The sequence below is a fragment of the Gordonia sp. UBA7599 genome, from assembly GCA_002477755.1.
Taxonomy (GTDB): Bacteria; Actinomycetota; Actinomycetes; order Mycobacteriales; family Mycobacteriaceae; genus Gordonia.
Window position 1 is genome coordinate 1 of sequence record DLKD01000095.1, and the last position, 16,915, is coordinate 16,915.

Here is a 16,915-nt window from a genome sequence, read left to right on the forward strand (position 1 = left end):
CGATGAGCACCGGGTTGTTCTTCGTGCGCCGGCTCAGCACCTGCACGACGCGGCGGATCTCGGAGTCGCGGCCGATAACCGGGTCGAGCTTGCCCTCGCGCGCAGCGGCGGTCAGGTCGGTGGAGTACTTCTCCAGAGCCTGGTACGTCGACTCGGGGTCGGGGCTGGTGACGCGCGCAGTGCCACGCACGTTGACGAACGCGTCGCGCAGCGCGTCGGGGGTCGCGCCGTTGTTCACCAACAGCTTGGCGGCGTCGGAGTCGCCCTCGGCGAGCCCGACCATCAGGTGCTCGGTGGAGACGTACTCGTCACCGAGTTCCGTCGCCAGTTTTTGCGCAGCACTGATCGCGGCGACCGACTCGCGCGACAGTTGCGGCGACGCACTCGAGCTCGACACCGTGGGGGCGCGGTCCACAATCTCCTGCGCCAAGCGATGGATACGGGACGGGTCGGTGCCGACCGCCTTGAGCAGCGGCGTCGCGATTCCGTCGGTTTGGTCTAGTAGTGCCACCAAGATGTGGGCTGGGCGCACGTCGGGATTGCCCGCGGCCGCCGCATTCTGGACGGCGGCCTGCAGCGCGGCCTGCGCCTTGGTGGTCGGGTTGAAGCTGTCCACTTCGCTGTTACCTCTCGTCTGACCTGCGGTTCTCGCCGCAGTAAAGTTTAGTCACTCGGACTCAATTTTGTCCGTCGAAGAGTGCAACATTGCCGTAGTTGAGTCTATTCCGCTCAACTAGTCTTTTCGTAGACAGCCACCCGCGACGACGAGAGCGCCGAGATCACGCCCGCATCGCCACAACCGCTACTTGTTCCCGCAACAGCTACGGTTGCAACGGTAGCTGTTGTCGGGATCGGTAGCTGTTGCGCTTGGCCGGGCTAGCGAACGGTGATCACCGTTGTACAGGTCGGTGCCGGGATGGAGATCAGGGCGTTGCGGTTGGTCGTCGCCAGCGTCAGGCTCACCGGGCCGCGGCCCAGTTGTGAGGTGCGGATCGTGAACACGTGCGTCCCGGTGTAGGGCGGTGAGACGTTACGAGTGGAAAAGCGCGTGCCGCGCTGGCCGGTGCGGAGGTTGCGGTAGTCCAGGCGCATTGACGACTGGTAGCCCATTCCGACCCACACGCTGTTGAACTCGGTGGTCAGGTAGGTGTCGTCCGCGTACTGGGCGACGATGACACGAGTTGGGTTGTAGGGCATGTCGACGATATTGGGACTCGCCGCGAGACAACTCGTCAACGGATAGACACCGTCAGCATGGGCCGAGCCGGCACCTGCCGCGAGGGCACCAGCCGTCGCCGCGGCCAGCGCGGCGACGCCGAGTCGAGTAGCGACTGCATGCGGATTCATTTCGTTCCTCCCATCAGGCGAGCGGGTAGTGACCCATCCAGCCTAAGAAAGGAAATGTCCGAATTGAACCCCGCGAAGCACCTGCTCAGCAGGCTCTCAGCGCCCGGTCAGAGAAGTCAGAGAATCTGCACCGTGGCCGTGCACGTAAACGCCGGCATCGACCAGAACCAGTTGGTGTTGACCGTGGTGAAGGTGAGCTTCACCGGACCGGTGCCCAGCTTCGACGTCGGGAAGGTGAACCGCTGCGGCTGCGCCTCCAACGGGTAGACGTGGCTCCACGCGTTCTTCGTGCCGTGCTGCCCGGTCCGCAGGTTGCGCCACTCCATCTTCGTGTCCGACGCGTAGCCGTGGTGGTACCAGAGGCTGCGGTACTCGAACCAGATGGTGGTCTTAGCACCGAACTGATCGACGATGACCCGGTCGGGGTTGTACGGCCAGTCGACGAGGTTCGGACTGATCTGTTCGCAGTTCTTCATCGGGTAGACGCGGGTCCCGTCGGCCGCCGCGGGGCCGACACCGACGGCGACGCCCAGCGTGGTTGCGACGGCCAGGACCGCGGCGCCGATGCGCGCGCGAGTGCGGTACGAGGTCATGCTTCTCCTCGGGAAAGGCGAGATTGTCACCCCAAAGCCTACGAGGCGGCGCATTGATCGCGGTCGGCAGGTGACCCGACGGCCCGTCATCGCAAGCGTCGACGCGCCCTCAGAAGCCGTGTCGGCAAGTCACGCGTTCCGGGTGCGCACGGACTAGAACGCGTATTGGGCGGAGAAGCGGCCCCACATGACGAACACGGCTACCGCCAGCAGCACGATGTTGCCGCCGATGAGCGGCCACTCTTTACGACGGGCATGCGTGACGATCGCGCCGAGCATGACAATCGCGATGCCGGTGGCCGCCCACGGCACCAATCCGGGAAGGATGTTCGTCCAGGCGGGAACGACGAGGCCGATGGCGCCGAGCACCTCCAGCAACCCGATGCCCTTGATCACCTGCGGGTCGAAGTCCTCGGTCCACCCCATGCCGGACGCGGCGAGGTTCTCCTTGGACTGGGTGAGCTTGGCCGCACCGGCAAAAAGGAAGACGAGCGCTAGCACGACCGCGGCAATCCACAAGGCAGTGTTCATGTCCCTTTTATACCCCCGCGACACCCCGATGGCGCTGCATCTTCGGCCACGCCGACCCGCCACGATCAACCCTCGTCATTCCGCCGCCGATACCGGCCCCGCGTAGGATTCGCGGTGCCCGTCCAACGATGTGTGTCCACGACACTCACGCAGGCCCGCTCAAGGAGGCCACTGTGACCGACGATCCCACCGTTCCCGGCCAGGATCCCAACGTGCCCAACCCTGCCGAGGTCGCGCAGCCAGCGCAGGAGCCGACGTCGCTGGAGAAGCCTCCCACCGATGCACAGCCCGCGTCGCCGTACAGCCAGCCATTCCAGCCTCCGGCCGCACCGCCGACGACGGAACCGGTGCTGACCGATCAAGTGCCGACCGCTCAAGCACCGACCGGACAAGCCCCGATGGACCCGACGACAGGACAGCCCGCCGCGTCACCGATGTACCCGACTCCCCCGGGTGCGACCTACCCCGCACCGGGGACGTACTCCGCCGGTGCGGCTTACCCTGCACCTGGCGCAACCGCACCCGCCGGGGCGAACCCGGCGCCCGGCGCCTACCCGCCACCGGGTGCCGCCCCGGTCGGCCAGTACCCGGCAGGGCAATATCCGACCGGCCAGTACCCAGCAGGGCAATACCCGCCCGCACAGTCCCCGACCGGCCAGTACCCAGCAGGGCAATACCCGCCCGCGCAGTACCCCGCGGGCCAGTACCCCGCACCCGGGACTTATCCCGACGCGAAGGAGAGTTGGGGCAACGGCAAGATCCTGGCCCTCGTCGGCGCGATCGTCCTGCTTCTCGGTGCCGGCGGGATCGGAGGAGTCCTCCTGCTGAACGGTAAGGACGACGCCCAGGACGGCGCCGCAGGTACCAGCACAACCACTACGACCACGACGGCGCAGACTCCCCTGCGCATCCCCCCGGCCTCGATCCTGCCCACCGAGGCACAGATCGAGTCCGCCGGACTGCAGCGCCTCATCAAGACCAGTCCTGAACCGGGCACCGCCCTGACCGCCGCCGCACCGACCATCCCCACCGGCTGCGAGTATGTCGTCGAGCCCTACAACGAAGCGGTCTTCGGACCCGCCGTCGCGCTGGCGCGCTACAACTACACGAACACCGGTAACACCAAGACCTACGCGGTCTACGCACAGGCCAAGGCCGCGGTTTTCGAGGACGCGAGCGCGGCGATCGCGGCGGTCTCGAAGATCAGCTCGGCGGTCAATAACCCGGACTGCGCCTCATTCCGCGTGACCGGCGGAACAGCCGGCAAAGACGCCCGGTCGACCAAGCCGGGCGCCAGCGAAGAGGGCAAGGTGTTCTGGACGGTGGGCTTCCCCGGGGAGAGCTGGAACTGCAGCCACGACATGCAGGCCTACCGGAACATCGTGGTCTTCGGCAGCTGGTGCAACTACGCGAACACCTCGACCGCGACCCAGGTCACCCAAGAGATGATCAAGAACATCAAGGCCCAGGCGCCGAACTGACAGACGGAACGACAATCTGAGAGATTGCCAGCCGACACGCGGGTGATTCTTGGGAAGTTCCCAGGCGGATTGATTACCGCGATCGATGTGCCACCCGCTACGGTCATGTCATGGCGAGCGTTCGAACACACTCGCGGCTCATCGCCGCGGCCTTTGCCGTGGCCACCGCTGTCGTCCTACCGGTGTCGACGGCCACCGCGGCGACCCCGGAGTTGGGGCAGCCGTGCAGCGGCGCGGAGAGCGGACGCAAGGTGACCGATAGCAAGGGGCGCACCATCATGTGCACCAACTACCGGTGGCAGATCTACAACGGCCAGCGCCAGAGCGGGCAGTTGTTCGGGAACCGCGGCATCGATTTCGGCTGAACCTGCTGTTCCAGCTCACGCAGGAGCCGACAGTCATCAACACCTGTGCTCCGAGCACAAAGTACGTCTGAAGATTCATCCCCACAGGACGTAGATATGTGCATTGTGTCGGATTAGTGTCGGGGATCACACCCTGTATGGAAAGTGATCCCAGTCATGCCAGTTGTCGGCTACTACGCCTGGAACCTCACCGGTCGCGGCGAGCGGCCATGCGTCCGCGACGACACCACCGAGTTGTCGTACGCCCAGTTCGCCGCCCGCGTCGACGCCGCTGCTGCGCAATTCGAGCGCCTTGGAGTCAGCGCCGGTTCAGTCGTCGCAGCGTGGTTGCCCAACCGCGTCGAGCTCCTCGTCGCGATGATGGCCGCCTGGCGCCTGCGCGCCACCGCGACGCCGGTCAACCCCGCGTTCCTCCTCTCCGAGGCCAAGCGTCAGATCGATGACTGCGACGCGGCTCTCGTCGTCGTCGACCGTCCCCAACCCGAACTCGCACGGCCCACACTGGCCGTCGACGATCTTCACGTCGACCCCGATCCGGCATGGCAACCGCCCGCCGAGCCGGTCCCCGACGACATCGCCCTGCTGATCTACACGTCCGGTTCCACCGGCGTCCCCAAGGGCGTCGAGCTCACGCACGCCAACCTCCAGTACATGGGATCGGCGATCGGCGCGAACAGCGATCTCTCGGCCGCCGACCACGCACTGTTGATACTGCCGCTGTTCCATGTGAACGCGATCGCGGTGAGCTTCCTCGCCCCGGTCCTCGCCGGTGGCCAGCTCTCCATCACCGGCAGCTTCTCGGTATCGCGGTTCTTCGACGACGTCGCCCGCCTGCGCCCCACCTACTTCTCGGCCGTACCGACCATCTACGCGATCCTCGTGTCCTCGATGCCGCCGCACGCCGACCTGTCGTCGCTGCGCTTCGCCATCTGCGGGGCGGCACCCATCTCCCGGGAGCTACTCGCCAAGGCGCAGGACGTGCTGGGCCTACCCATCCTGGAGGGCTACGGCCTCACCGAGGGCACGTGCGCGTCGGCGTGCAACCCGCTGCATGGGCAGCGCAAGCCCGGCACCGTGGGCCCGGCCCTGCCCGGGCAGCGGATCGCGATCGTCGACGATGAGGGCAAGCCGCTGCCGGCCGGTGTCCCCGGCGAAGTCGTCATCGCCGGGCCCAGCATCATGCGCGGCTACCTGAACCTGCCCGCTGCGACGGCGAGGACCGTCCGCGACGGCTGGCTGCACACCGGCGACGTCGGGGTGCTCGACGACGACGGCTACCTGACGCTCGTGGACCGCATCAAGGACATGATCATCGGAGGCGGCGAGAACCTGTACCCCAAGGAGATCGAGAACGCGCTCGCACAGCACTGCGCGGTGCTCGAAGCAGCGGTCGTCGGCCGTCCCGACGACGTGTACGGCGAGGTGCCGGTCGCCTACGTCGTCGCCTACCCCGACGCCACTGTCACCGGCGAAGAACTCCTCGACCACCTGTCGAGTCGGCTGACGCGGTCGAAACTGCCCGTGTCGGTCACCGTTGTCGACGACCTGCCCCGCAACCCAGTCGGGAAGATCGACAAGCCCACCCTGCGAATCCGGGCCCGTTCCGTGGCCCATTCCACCTAAACCCACCCGTAGAACCCGTCCCACCCGCAAAGGAGCACCAACGATGGGATTCAAAGAAGGCGTCCTCCCCGACGTCGACCCGGCCACCTTCATGGACCGGCCCTATCTCGAGCGCATCAAAGTCACGTCCCGGTTCTGGGCGGAAGACGGCTTCGGCACGCCCAAGATGCTGCCGCTCATCTACATCGTCAAAGTGCTGGTGCTCTACATCGGCATCGGCGTCACCATCGCCACATTGACCAGTGGTTTCGGCGTGTTCGACGTCGGGACGTGGTGGGACCAGCCGATCATCTACCAAAAGCTGGTGCTGTGGACCGTGCTGCTGGAGACGCTGGGCCTCGCCGGCTCGTGGGGCCCGTTGGCCGGACACTTCGCGCCCATGACAAGCGGCTTCAAGTGCTGGTTGCGTCCGGAGACCATCCGGCTCCCACCATGGCCGGACAAGGTGCCCTTCACCCGAGGTGACCGGCGCACCATCATCGACGTGCTCATCTACGCCGCTGTCCTCGTCACCGTCGTCGTCGCCCTGTTCGCCCCCCGTGTGACCGGCACCGACGTCGATGCCAGCTTCGCCGGCTACGACCTGGTGAACCCGACGCTGTTCTGGCCGATCCTGGCCTTCCTCGTCCTGCTGGGCCTGCGCGACAAGGTCGCGTTCATCGCCACCCGCCCCGAGCAGTACATGCCCGCGATGCTGTTCTTCGCTCTCGCCCCGGCGCTGGGCCTGGTCGACATGATCATCGCGCTCAAACTGCTCATCGTGACCGTGTGGGTCGGGGCGGGCGTCTCGAAGATCGGCAAGCACTTCGGCAAGGTCGTCCCGCCGATGATTTCCAACACGCCGTGGATGTTGAGCAAGGGCCTCAAGCGGGCTCACTACCGCAACTTCCCCAACGATCTGCAGCCCTCGGGCCTGGCCCACTTCATGGCCCACGGTCTGGGCACCATCGTCGAGATCATCACCCCGTTGGTCCTGCTCTTCGTGGCCAACAAGACGGTGGCGCTGATCGCCGTCCTGCTGATGGTGTGCTTCCACCTGTTCATCCTGTCGACGTTCCCGCTGGCCGTACCGCTGGAGTGGAATGCACTGTTCGCCTATACGACGGTCTTCCTCTTCCTGGGCTTCGGCAACACCGAGGGCTTCTGGATCCTGGGCGACGTCACGAACGTCTGGCCGATCGTGGTCATCGCGGCCGGTCTGGTGTTCTTCCCGATCCTGGGCAATCTGCGACCCGACCTGGTGTCGTTCCTGCCGTCGATGCGCCAGTACGCCGGCAACTGGGCGTCGGCGCAGTGGGCCATCACGCCCGCCGCGGAGCGCAAGCTCGAGGAGTGCGTGGTGCGGCCGTCGCCGAACATCATCACGCAGCTGCAGACGGCCGGCTACCCCGAGGATGTGGCCGAGGTCGTGCTCTCGCTGACCACCGGCTGGCGCTCCATGCACAGCCAGGGGCCCGGCCTGATGTCGGTGCTGCTCAACGAGGTCGGCGACCGTGAGGGCGAGTACCGCTTCCGTGAGGCGGAGTTCGCCTGCAACTCGCTCGTCGCGTTCAACTTCGGTGACGGACACTTCCACAACGAGGACCTGATCCGCGCGCTGCAGTCGCGTTGTCAATTCGCCCCCGGTGAGTTCCTGGTGGCATGGGTAGAATCGCAACCCATCCACCGCAACTACCAGGAGTACAAGTTGATCGATGCGGCACTCGGCGTCATCGAGCGCGGAACGTGGCTGGTGAGCGATTCCGCGGACTCCCAGCCGTGGCTGCCCAACGGCCTGGTTCCGCGCACCGTGACGTGGCGCGCTGATAGCTCCTCGGGAGCGCGTCGGTGACAACGGCGGTAGTGGTCGGCGGCGGGCCCAACGGGCTCGCCGCCGCCCTGCACCTGGCCCGGAACGGCGTCTCGGTTACCATCCTGGAGGCCCGCTCCACCGTCGGCGGCGGTGCCCGGTCCGGCGAAGCCGGGTATCCGGGGCTGATCAACGATTACTGCTCGGCGGTGCACCCGCTGGGCGTCGGGTCGCCGTTCTGGAAGGCCGTCGACCTGGAGCGCTACGGCCTGTCGTGGTGCTACCCGGAGGTCGACTGCGCCCACCCCCTCGACGACGGCCGGGCCGGGGTCATCTACCAGTCGGTGCAGCGCACCGCCGAGGGGATGGGCGCCGACGGCAAGCGCTGGAAGCGCCTCGTCGGCGATCTCGCCGCGCATTTCGACGACCTGTCCGCCGACCTTCTCGGCCCGGTGATCAGCATCCCGAGCCACCCATTCCGCCTGGCGGCCTTCGGTCCCCGCGCGGTCCTGCCCGCCAGCGTCGTGGGGCGCTACCTCAAGACCGACACCGCGCGGGCGGCCTACGGCGGGGCGGCGGCGCACGCCTTCACCCGCTTCGACCGCCCGCTGACCGCATCGTTGGGCCTGATGGTGCTGGCCGGCGGGCACCGCTACGGATGGGTCGTCGCCAAGGGCGGATCCGGTGCGATCACCCAGGCCCTCGTCGACACGCTCGGCGACTACGACGTCACCATCGCCACCGACACCCATGTCCGCAGCCGCGCCGACATCCCCGACGCCGACATCGTCATGCTCGACCTGACTCCGGAGCAGGTGCTGGCGATCTATGGCGACGAACTGCCCGGCCGAGTCGCGCGCGCCTACCGCAACTTCCGTGTCGGTTCGGCGGCGTTCAAGGTCGATTTCGCGATCGACGGCGACGTCCCGTGGACCAATCCCGACAGCCGCAAAGCCGGCACGGTCCATCTCGGCGGGACCTTCGAGGAGATCGCGGCGACCGAACGCGCCCGGATTGCCGGCACCCTCGTCGACAACCCGTTCGTCCTCGTCGGCCAGCAGTACCTGGCCGATCCGAGCCGGTCGTCCGGGTCGATAAACCCGCTGTGGACCTACGCCCACGTGCCGCCCGGATTCGACGGCGACGCCACCGAACTGGTCATCCGCCAGATCGAACGGTTCGCCCCCGGGTTCCGCGACATCATCGTGCACAAGCGGTCGATGAACGCCACCGACTTGGCCGCCTACAACCCGAATTACGTCATGGGCGACATCATCGGCGGCGCCAACGACGGTCTGCAGATGGTGCTGCGGCCGCGCTTCGGCATCGACCCGTACGCCACCGGGATCGACGGGGTGTACCTGTGCTCGCAGTCGACTCCACCCGGCGCCGGGATCCACGGGATGTGTGGATTCAACGCCGCGCAACGCGCCCTGCGCCACGCCCACATCCCCGAAGGGTCCGCCTGAGTGCGACGCACGCCGCGACCGCCGCCGCCCGCCTCCCCACAGGCCGTGGCGGCGGTGGCACAGGTGGCGACCGAGCTGCAGAAGCGACTCCACGAGCTGACCACCGGTCTCGCCGCCGTGATGGCCCGCGAGATCGAGGGCCTCGACAACGACCCGGTGCTGCTCGATTCACTGTGGGACAGCGTCGAGTCCAACGTCACGACAATCCTCTATGGCTTGGCCAACTCCGTCCCGATCAGCCAGCTGCAACCACCGTCGGCAGCGGTGGAGTACGCGCGGCGCCTGGCCCAGCGCGGCGTGCCGTCGAACTCACTGGTGCGCGCCTACCACATGGGCCAACACGACCTGCTCAACGAGTTCTACCCGCTCGTCGAGGCCCTCGGGCACCCGCGCGAACTCACCGTCGAAGTCCTCAAACACAGCACCGCACTGGTCTGGGCGTACATCGACTGGATCTCGATCTACGTCTTCGAGGTCTATGAGTCCGAACGCAACCTGTGGCTCGGTGCAGCGGCCAACATCCATTCGGCCCTCATCCACGGGCTTCTGGGTGACCCCACCGCCGATACGGCCGCGTTCGAGGCGCAGACCGGATACCGGCTCGACCAGTCCCACGTCGCCGCGGTGATCTGGTCCGACGCCGACCGGCCCGCCACCCCGGCCGCCATGGAGACCACGGCTTCAGAAGTGGCCGCCACGATCGGTGCGCGGGGTCCCATCATCTCGACCGCCGTCGACCGCGAGACGCTGTGGGCCTGGATCCCGCTGGGTGAGCACCCGCCCGCCCTCGACACCGGCGCACTGCGCGCCGCCCTGGATCTGCCGGAGTCGCGACACGTCGCCGTCGGGCTCCCCGGGGCTGGACTGCCGGGCTTTCGCCGGACGCACGAACAGGCCATCGCCGCCTACGAGGTGGTGACGATGCAACACGCCTCGCGCGCGAGCGTCGTCGGATTCGGGGACCGGGGGATCGCACTCACCTCGCTGCTCGCGGTGAATCTCGACTCCACGGGGGCATGGGTCGGCGAGGTGCTCGGCAGCCTCGCCGACGACACCGAGAACGCCGCGGTCCTGCGCCAGACCATGCGCACGTTCTACGCCACCGGCGAGAGCCATCTGCACACCGCCGAGCAGCTGAACCTGCACCGCAACACCGTCAAGTACCGCGTCGACAAGGCGTTGGCCAGCACGCGCTCGCACGACCGTCTCGATATCGCCCTGGCATTGCAGGTCTGCGAGTTCCTCGGTCCGGCCGTATTGCGCCCGCGACCTAACGGGGCGAGCGGCCGGCCTGTTTCAGTGCCATCCGCAGGGCGAACTCCAGCTGTCCGTTGACGCTGCGCAGGTCGTCAGCGGCCCAGGTCGCAACGGCCGCATACACGTCGGGGTCCAAACGCAGTAGCACCTTCTTGGGCTCGCGCTTGGACCGTCCCGGCCCGGCACCGGGATCCGACGACGCCGAGGAAACCATCAGGAGTAGAGCGATCCCACGTTGACGACGGGCTGGGTGGCGCGGTCGGCGCACAGCACCGTCAGCAGGTTGGACACCATGACGGCACGCCGCTCCTCGTCGAGTTCGACGAGACCCTGCTGACGCAGGCCGTCGAGCGCCAGTCCGACCATCCCGACAGCACCTTCGACGATTCGTTGGCGCGCGGCGACGACCTGGGCGGCCTGCTGTCGGACGAGCATCGCCTGGGCGATCTCCGGCGCGTAGGCGAGATGGGTGATGCGTGCCTCGATGACCTCGATGCCGGCCATCGCAGTCCGCTCGGACAGCTCCTCGGTCAGTTCCTCGGCGACGCGGGCACCATCGCGCAGCGAGGTCCGCCCGGCGTCGTGCGCGTCGTAGGGGTGCGTGGTGGCCAGGTGACGGACGGCCGCCTCGGACTGCGTCTCGACGTATTCCTCGTAGTCGTCGACGGCGAAGGCCGCCTGGTAACTGTCGACGACGCGATAGACGACGACCGCCGCGATCTCGACCGGGTTGCCGTCGGCGTCATTGACCTTGAGCCGCTGGGTTTCGAAGTTACGCACACGCAGGGTGATCGCGCGCCGAGTCGACAGCGGCACGACGAAGTGGAAGCCCGGCTCGCTGACCGAGCCGATGTAGCGCCCGAAGAACTGAACGACACGGGCCTCGTTGGGGTCGACGACGGTGAGGCCGGTCATCGCCATCAGGGCAATGAACAGCACGAACCCGGCGAGTACCACCACCACGACCGGCCCGGTGTCACCCGAGTCCGCAACGGCGAACATCGCGGCAATGGCGACGGCAATCGAGCCGATGATCAAGACGAGAATCACCGCCAGGGCGATGAACCCATTGATCCGGAATGCCTTCCTTAACATGACGACTCCTCACGTAGTGATATCACTACAATAGCATTCGACATCGCCGGGCCGTCGGCGTCCACCGGCACCGGGTGCGCGCAGCGTAGGATTTGACGGTCTGAACCGTTATCGAGAGGATCACCAATTGGCTGAGGAGACACGCACCGCGCTGGCGCGCCTGCGCAAGCTCATCGCCGACGATCCCGAGCGCTTCACGCGGTCCTACTTCACCCGCCTGTTCACCCTCGACCCCTCGATGCGCGACCTGTTCCCGGCCTCGCTGGCCAACGCCGCCTCCGGGTTCCACCACGTCGTCGATCTCGTGCTGGAGGTGGCACCCGAGCCCACCGGGCACGACGAGGCCATCGAGGTACTCGCCCAGTTGGGCCGCGACCACCGCAAGTACGGCGTCACCGCCGAACACTACGATCTGGCGCACCGCGCCCTCGTCGTCGAATCGGCGATGATGCTGGGCCCGGATTGGACGCCCGACGTAGCCGCCGCCGTCGACCAGACGATGGGACTCATCACCGGGGTGATGAGCCAGGCAGCCGAGCAGGCCACCGGGCCGGCCGTGACGCGGGCCAAGATCGTCGAAAAGTTCCAGATCAACCGTGACAACGCTGTCATCCGCCTCGTCACCGAGGCCCCATTGGACTACCTGCCGGGCCAGTACGTCGAAGTACAGATCCCACAGTGGCCGCGCGAATGGCGGATGCTCTCCCCGTCGATCCCCGCCAACCCCGACCGCCAACTCGAGTTCCACGTCAAGGCCGTCCCCGGCGGCACGGTCAGCAAATCGATCGTCACCGAGTCCGCACTGGGCGACGTGTGGTCGATCGCGCAGCACCACGGAACCATGACCGTCGACACGGAGACACCGACGACGATGATCGCCGGCGGCACCGGATTGGCACCTTTGAAAGCTCTCCTACTCGAGATGTGCGCCAACGTCTCGAATCCGCCGGTGCACCTGTACTACGGCGCCCGCTACCCGGGCCAGCTCTACGAACTCACGTCGCTTCAGCGCATGGCTGCGATGAACCCGTGGCTGACGGTCACCGCGGTGAGTGAGGAATCCACCGACCCGTGGTGGTTGCGCGCCGTCGCCGCACCCGGCGACCTCGGGTTCCGCCACCTGATCGGCACCCTCGCCGGCGCCGTGCTCCACGACGCGGAAGACGAACCGGGGCATTGGGACACCCGCAAAGTGCTGATCGCCGGGTCGCCGCAGATGGTCGTCGCAACCGAGCGCCGGCTCATTATCGAAGGTGCCCGCGCCAGTCGGATGGAGCACGACGCAATCTGACGCGCTTCGCCCCGTTTCACCGGGATTCTTGCGTCAGGGTGTGCCCTCGCCGCTCTGGCCCTCTTCCCCGTCGGGGTATTCGGTCACCGTCTCGGTGACCGTGGTCGGCGGGCGGGTCGTCGTCCGCGTGACGGTCTTGGTCTCCGTCGGCGGCGTCACGGTGTGCGTGTCGGTATTCGTCTGCGTCTGCGTTTTCATGCGCGTGACCGTGTGCGTCGCGGTCTCCGTGGTGACCGAGACCGTCGTGACGCCGACAACGCGCTGCGCGGTACCCGTCGAGAGGAGCACCGCCGCAATCGCCCCGCCGAGAATGACCATCCCGGCCACGACCGTGCCACCGACCAGCCACCACCGGCGCCGGTTCCGACGGTCCGCCGGTGTGCGTGTCACGGGCGCATCTCCGACGTGGTCGGCGCCGTCTCCACCGAGGGGTGCGTCGTTGCGGTAACCGCCGTCCCCACCGCCGTAGGCATAGCCGCCGGCGGCAGCTGATTCGACGATCATCGTCGTGCTCTCGTCACCACCGGTCGGAGTGACGGCCGGGTAGGCGGCGAAGGTTCCCGACGGCTGCGGTTGCGCCGCAAAAGAACTCGACGCGATGGGCGCCGCCGCGAACGATCCAGACGCCGACGGAGACCCTGCGCGCGCAATACCCGCCGCAGCCCCGGCTATCGCGAACCGTGGTTGCGCGGCGACCACGACCGGGCGCCCCAAGGCCTGTTCGAAGGCCGCGTGCACACCGGGCACGTCGGCTCCGCTTCCGGTGAAGACGACGTGGCTGATGGATTCGCTGCCGGGGATTGCCGAGATCGCCCCGGCCACGTTTGCCGCGCCGCTGGGGTCGAGTACGGCCGTCGGCTCATCGAACCCGGGCTGCCACGCGGCGACACCGGTGACCGCGCCCGAGCGCGGGTCGACGGTCATGATCGGGATGCCCGCCGTCGGGGCGGTGTAGTCGTCGAGGTTGACCACGGCGACCGAGCCGGTGCCGCTGCGGTCGGCGTTCAGCGCCGGATCGGTGCGGGCCAATTGTCCGATGGCCGTGTCGAGCACATCGACGGAGACCGCCGCATACCAGTCGGGCCGCGTCGGCGCGGGGGCGAACGCGCCGCGGAGGGCGTTCACCAGTTCGGGGTCGGCAGCCACGAGTCCGATCCGCGACACCTCGAACGGCACCGAGGACACAAGATCGACGACGGTGGCGACGATCGTGGCCGGCGACTCGTCAGCGAGGTCGACCGTATTGGTGGCGACCACGGCGTCGGCCTCGTCGCGCACGACGGAGGCGATTTGGCCGTCGACAATCGCGATGCCCATCACATGTGCCACGGAAAGCCCCTTCTCGGACGGCCCAGAGCCTTGAGGCTATCAGGGCGAGTCACTGATTACGGCGTGCGCCGACCCCTTCGGGGTTGCCACACCACCAGCGCGGTCGTACTGCCCGACCGGTCGGGGTCTCCACCGGGGCGCCGAGATGCCTCGTCGATGCGGGCGCGCAGTTCATCGACCTCACGCGTCAGCTCGATGATGCGCTTGATACCGGCGAGGTTGACCCCCTCCTCCTGGGAGAGGCGCTGGATCTCGCGCAGCAGTTCGACGTCGCTGCTGGAATAGCGACGCCCGCCCCCACTGGTGCGGGCGGGCGTCACCAAACCCAGTCGGTCATAGGTGCGCAGCGTCTGCGCATGCATCCCCGACAACTCGGCGGCCACGGAGATGACGTAAGTCGCCCGGTCCTCAGCCCGCCCCGAGGGCTCCGGGCCCTGACCCGGTTTCCTCGATGCCGGGGTCATGACTCACTTCCCCCATCCGGCCCGCGGGTCGTACCCAGACGCCTTCTCGGCGTCGGCGTAGGCCTTCAGGTCCTCGACGGCCTTGTCGTCGAGCGTCGTGGGCACCGCCACCTTGACGGTGACGAGGAGGTCGCCGGCCCCGCCGGCGCGCTTGGGCACACCCCGCCCGCGAACGCGCAGGGTGCGGCCGTCGGCGGTGTTCGGCGGAATCTTGACCCCGACCGTTCCGTCGAGCGTCGGCACCGACACCGTCGCACCCAGCACGAGCTCGGAGAAGCTCACCGGCAATTCGACCTTCAGGTCGTTGCCGCTGCGGGTGAACAGCTTGTCGCCGGTGACATGGACGGTCACATACAGGTCGCCCGACGGCGCCCCGCGCATTCCCGCCTCGCCCTGGCCGGCCAGCCGGATCCGCTGGCCGTCCTCGACGCCCACCGGGATCCGCACATTGATGTTGCGCGGCCGTACCTGGACACCGTTGCCGTGGCAATCCGGACACGGGTCGTCGATGATCGATCCGGTGCCCTGACAGTCGCGACAGGGTTCGCTGAACCCGAACGCGCCCTGGTTGCGGGACACGAAACCCGTGCCGTTGCAGCGGCTGCACACGTGCGGGCTGGTGCCCGGCTTGGCACCGCTGCCGTGGCACGTGGTGCACGGCGACGGACTGGTAACCCGCATGCTGACCGTCGTGCCCTTGGCCGCGTCGCGGAACGAGAGCGTCGTCTCCGTCTCGAGGTCCTGGCCACGACGTGGCCGGCTGGCGGTCCCGCGCGACGAGGAACGGCCTCCGCCGCCCCCGCCGAACATCCCGCCGAGAATGTCGCCGAGGCCGCCACCGGCGTCCCCACCGCCACCGAACAGATCGTCGAGGTTGAAATCCCCGCCAGTGGTGTAGGTGGCGCCGCCGGTACCGCCTCCGCCGCCGAACCCGCCCGGGAAGCCGCTGCCGCCGCGAAAGCGGCCGCCGGCGAACATCGCCCGGGTCTCGTCGTAGTCCTTCTTCTTCTCCGGATCAGAGAGGACGCTGTTGGCCTCCGAGACGCGCTTGAAGCGCTCCTCGGCCGCGGTGTCGCCCGGGTTCTTGTCCGGATGGAGCTCGTTGGCCAGCTTCCGATACGCCTTGCGTATGTCGTTGGCCGAAGCGTCGGAAGAGACGCCGAGCTCTTTGTAGAAATCCTTCTCCAACCATTCACGCTGGGGAGCCATGCGACGTCACCTCCTTTGTCGTCGTCGTCATGTGATCGGTCGTTTCCGCGCGCCTCACCCGTCGGCGGGTGCGGCCGCACCACCGTCGGTGACGGTGACCATCGCGTGGCGGATCACGCGGTCGCCGACCCGGTAGCCGACCCGGTAGACCTGTCCGATGACCGGGTTGTCACCCGAGCCGTCGTTCTGGACGGCTTCGTGGCGTTCCGGGTCGAACGGGTCGCCGGGGGCGCCGAATGCGGCGAGCCCCTGCGCGGTGAGCGTGGCGAGCAGCTTGTCCGACACCGCGCGCAGCGGTCCGGACTCCAGGTCGCCGTGCTCGCGGGCGCGGTCGAGGTCGTCGATGACCGGCAACAGCTGCTCGATCACGAGTTGCTTGCCCAACGACACCTTGGAAGCCATCTCCTCGTCGGAGCGGCGCTTGTAGTTGGTGAATTGGGCCCGCTCGCGCTGCAGGGCGGCGGTCAGCTCGGCGACCTCGTCGACGTCGGCCGTCGCACCGTCCGCCGCGGCGGGGGCGCTAGCCCCCGCCGCAGCGGCTTCGGTCACGTCCGACTCGGGCCCATCCGGGCCGTTGGCGGCGTTCTCGGTCACTTGTTCTCGCCCTCGCCCTCGTCCACGACCTCGGCGTCGACGACGTCGTCGTCAGCGGCCGCGGCACCGGCGTCACCGGCAGAAGCCGCGGACTCCGCCGCGCTGGCGGCGTAGATCGCCTGGCCGAGCTCCTGCGACACCGAGGACAGGTTCTCGATCGCGGTCTTGATGGTCGCGGTGTCGTTGCCCTCGAGTGCCTTCTTGGCCTCCTCGACTGCGCCCTCCACCTTCGACTTCACGTCGGCCGGCACCTTGTCGTCGTTGTCGGCGAGGAACTTCTGCGTCTGGTTGACCAGCGACTCCGCCTGGTTGCGCGTCTCGGCCTCCTCGCGGCGCTTGCGGTCCTCCTCGGCGTGAGCCTCGGCATCCTTGACCATCCGGTCGATCTCCTCCTTGGAGAGTCCCGAACCGTCCTGGATGCGGATGCTGTTCTCCTTGCCGGTGCCCTTGTCCTTCGCGGTGACGTGCACGATGCCGT

General features: G+C 67.6%; 18 protein-coding genes. 7 read left to right on the forward strand and 11 right to left on the reverse strand.

Going from position 1 to position 16,915, the window contains the following annotated elements; genetic code table 11:
- The 4 genes from B4L26_RS10985 to B4L26_RS11000 all read right to left on the reverse strand — a co-directional run.
- On the reverse strand, positions 1-616 hold a 616-nt coding region (locus B4L26_RS10985), incomplete at its 3' end, for a Clp protease N-terminal domain-containing protein (protein WP_290718911.1).
- 260 nt (positions 617-876) lie between these two features.
- The gene (locus tag B4L26_RS10990) at positions 877-1,347 is read right to left on the reverse strand and encodes a hypothetical protein (protein WP_290718912.1); all 471 of its coding nucleotides are present in this window, start codon (positions 1,345-1,347) and stop codon (positions 877-879) included.
- Between the two features lie 116 nt (positions 1,348-1,463).
- Entirely contained in the window at positions 1,464-1,940 is a 477-nt protein-coding gene (locus B4L26_RS10995; RefSeq protein ID WP_290718913.1) for a hypothetical protein, read from the reverse strand.
- A 153-nt stretch (positions 1,941-2,093) separates the two neighbouring features.
- Complete coding sequence (locus tag B4L26_RS11000) at positions 2,094-2,471, reverse strand: DoxX family protein (protein WP_290718914.1); 378 nt, start codon at positions 2,469-2,471, stop codon at positions 2,094-2,096.
- 173 nt (positions 2,472-2,644) lie between these two features.
- Here B4L26_RS11000 and B4L26_RS11005 point away from each other — a divergent pair, with 173 nt between their 5' ends.
- From B4L26_RS11005 to B4L26_RS11030, 6 genes are all read left to right on the forward strand, one after another.
- Positions 2,645-3,952 (forward strand): sensor domain-containing protein, encoded by a 1,308-nt coding sequence (locus B4L26_RS11005; RefSeq protein ID WP_290718915.1) that lies wholly within the window; start codon positions 2,645-2,647, stop codon positions 3,950-3,952.
- A 110-nt stretch (positions 3,953-4,062) separates the two neighbouring features.
- Entirely contained in the window at positions 4,063-4,317 is a 255-nt protein-coding gene (locus B4L26_RS11010; protein WP_290718916.1) for a hypothetical protein, read from the forward strand.
- A 156-nt stretch (positions 4,318-4,473) separates the two neighbouring features.
- Positions 4,474-5,940: a class I adenylate-forming enzyme family protein gene (locus B4L26_RS11015; protein ID WP_290718917.1), complete on the forward strand. Its 1,467-nt coding sequence runs from the start codon at positions 4,474-4,476 to the stop codon at positions 5,938-5,940.
- Positions 5,941-5,983: 43 nt separating this feature from the next.
- Positions 5,984-7,771: a DUF3556 domain-containing protein gene (locus tag B4L26_RS11020; RefSeq protein WP_290718918.1), complete on the forward strand. Its 1,788-nt coding sequence runs from the start codon at positions 5,984-5,986 to the stop codon at positions 7,769-7,771.
- Positions 7,768-9,198, forward strand: a complete 1,431-nt coding sequence (locus tag B4L26_RS11025) for a phytoene desaturase family protein (protein WP_290718919.1) — start codon at positions 7,768-7,770, stop codon at positions 9,196-9,198. Before B4L26_RS11020 ends, B4L26_RS11025 begins: the two co-directional genes overlap by 4 nt.
- The gene (locus B4L26_RS11030) at positions 9,199-10,533 is read left to right on the forward strand and encodes a PucR family transcriptional regulator (RefSeq protein WP_290718920.1); all 1,335 of its coding nucleotides are present in this window, start codon (positions 9,199-9,201) and stop codon (positions 10,531-10,533) included.
- Here the strand turns inward: B4L26_RS11030 and B4L26_RS11035 are convergent.
- Together B4L26_RS11035 and B4L26_RS11040 are read right to left on the reverse strand one after the other, a co-directional pair.
- Positions 10,469-10,669 (reverse strand): hypothetical protein, encoded by a 201-nt coding sequence (locus B4L26_RS11035; protein WP_290718921.1) that lies wholly within the window; start codon positions 10,667-10,669, stop codon positions 10,469-10,471. The two genes, B4L26_RS11030 and B4L26_RS11035, sit on opposite strands and share 65 nt — an antisense overlap.
- Positions 10,669-11,550, reverse strand: a complete 882-nt coding sequence (locus tag B4L26_RS11040; protein ID WP_290718922.1) for an SPFH domain-containing protein — start codon at positions 11,548-11,550, stop codon at positions 10,669-10,671. Before B4L26_RS11040 ends, B4L26_RS11035 begins: the two co-directional genes overlap by 1 nt.
- A gap of 127 nt (positions 11,551-11,677) precedes the next feature.
- Here B4L26_RS11040 and B4L26_RS11045 point away from each other — a divergent pair, with 127 nt between their 5' ends.
- The gene (locus B4L26_RS11045) at positions 11,678-12,841 is read left to right on the forward strand and encodes a globin domain-containing protein (RefSeq protein ID WP_290718923.1); all 1,164 of its coding nucleotides are present in this window, start codon (positions 11,678-11,680) and stop codon (positions 12,839-12,841) included.
- A gap of 33 nt (positions 12,842-12,874) precedes the next feature.
- Here B4L26_RS11045 and B4L26_RS11050 read toward each other — a convergent pair whose 3' ends face one another.
- From B4L26_RS11050 to B4L26_RS11070, 5 genes are all read right to left on the reverse strand, one after another.
- A complete protein-coding gene (locus tag B4L26_RS11050; protein ID WP_290718924.1) occupies positions 12,875-14,170 on the reverse strand; it encodes a hypothetical protein in 1,296 nt (431 codons plus the stop codon).
- Between the two features lie 56 nt (positions 14,171-14,226).
- Positions 14,227-14,634: a heat shock protein transcriptional repressor HspR gene (locus tag B4L26_RS11055; protein ID WP_290718925.1), complete on the reverse strand. Its 408-nt coding sequence runs from the start codon at positions 14,632-14,634 to the stop codon at positions 14,227-14,229.
- Positions 14,635-14,637: 3 nt separating this feature from the next.
- Positions 14,638-15,843 (reverse strand): molecular chaperone DnaJ, encoded by a 1,206-nt coding sequence (dnaJ, locus tag B4L26_RS11060; RefSeq protein WP_290718926.1) that lies wholly within the window; start codon positions 15,841-15,843, stop codon positions 14,638-14,640.
- 54 nt (positions 15,844-15,897) lie between these two features.
- A complete protein-coding gene (gene grpE, locus B4L26_RS11065) occupies positions 15,898-16,437 on the reverse strand; it encodes a nucleotide exchange factor GrpE (RefSeq protein ID WP_290718927.1) in 540 nt (179 codons plus the stop codon).
- Positions 16,434-16,915, reverse strand: a 482-nt coding sequence (locus tag B4L26_RS11070) for an Hsp70 family protein (RefSeq protein ID WP_290718928.1), incomplete at its 5' end; no start/stop codon positions are given. The genes grpE and B4L26_RS11070, both read right to left, overlap by 4 nt.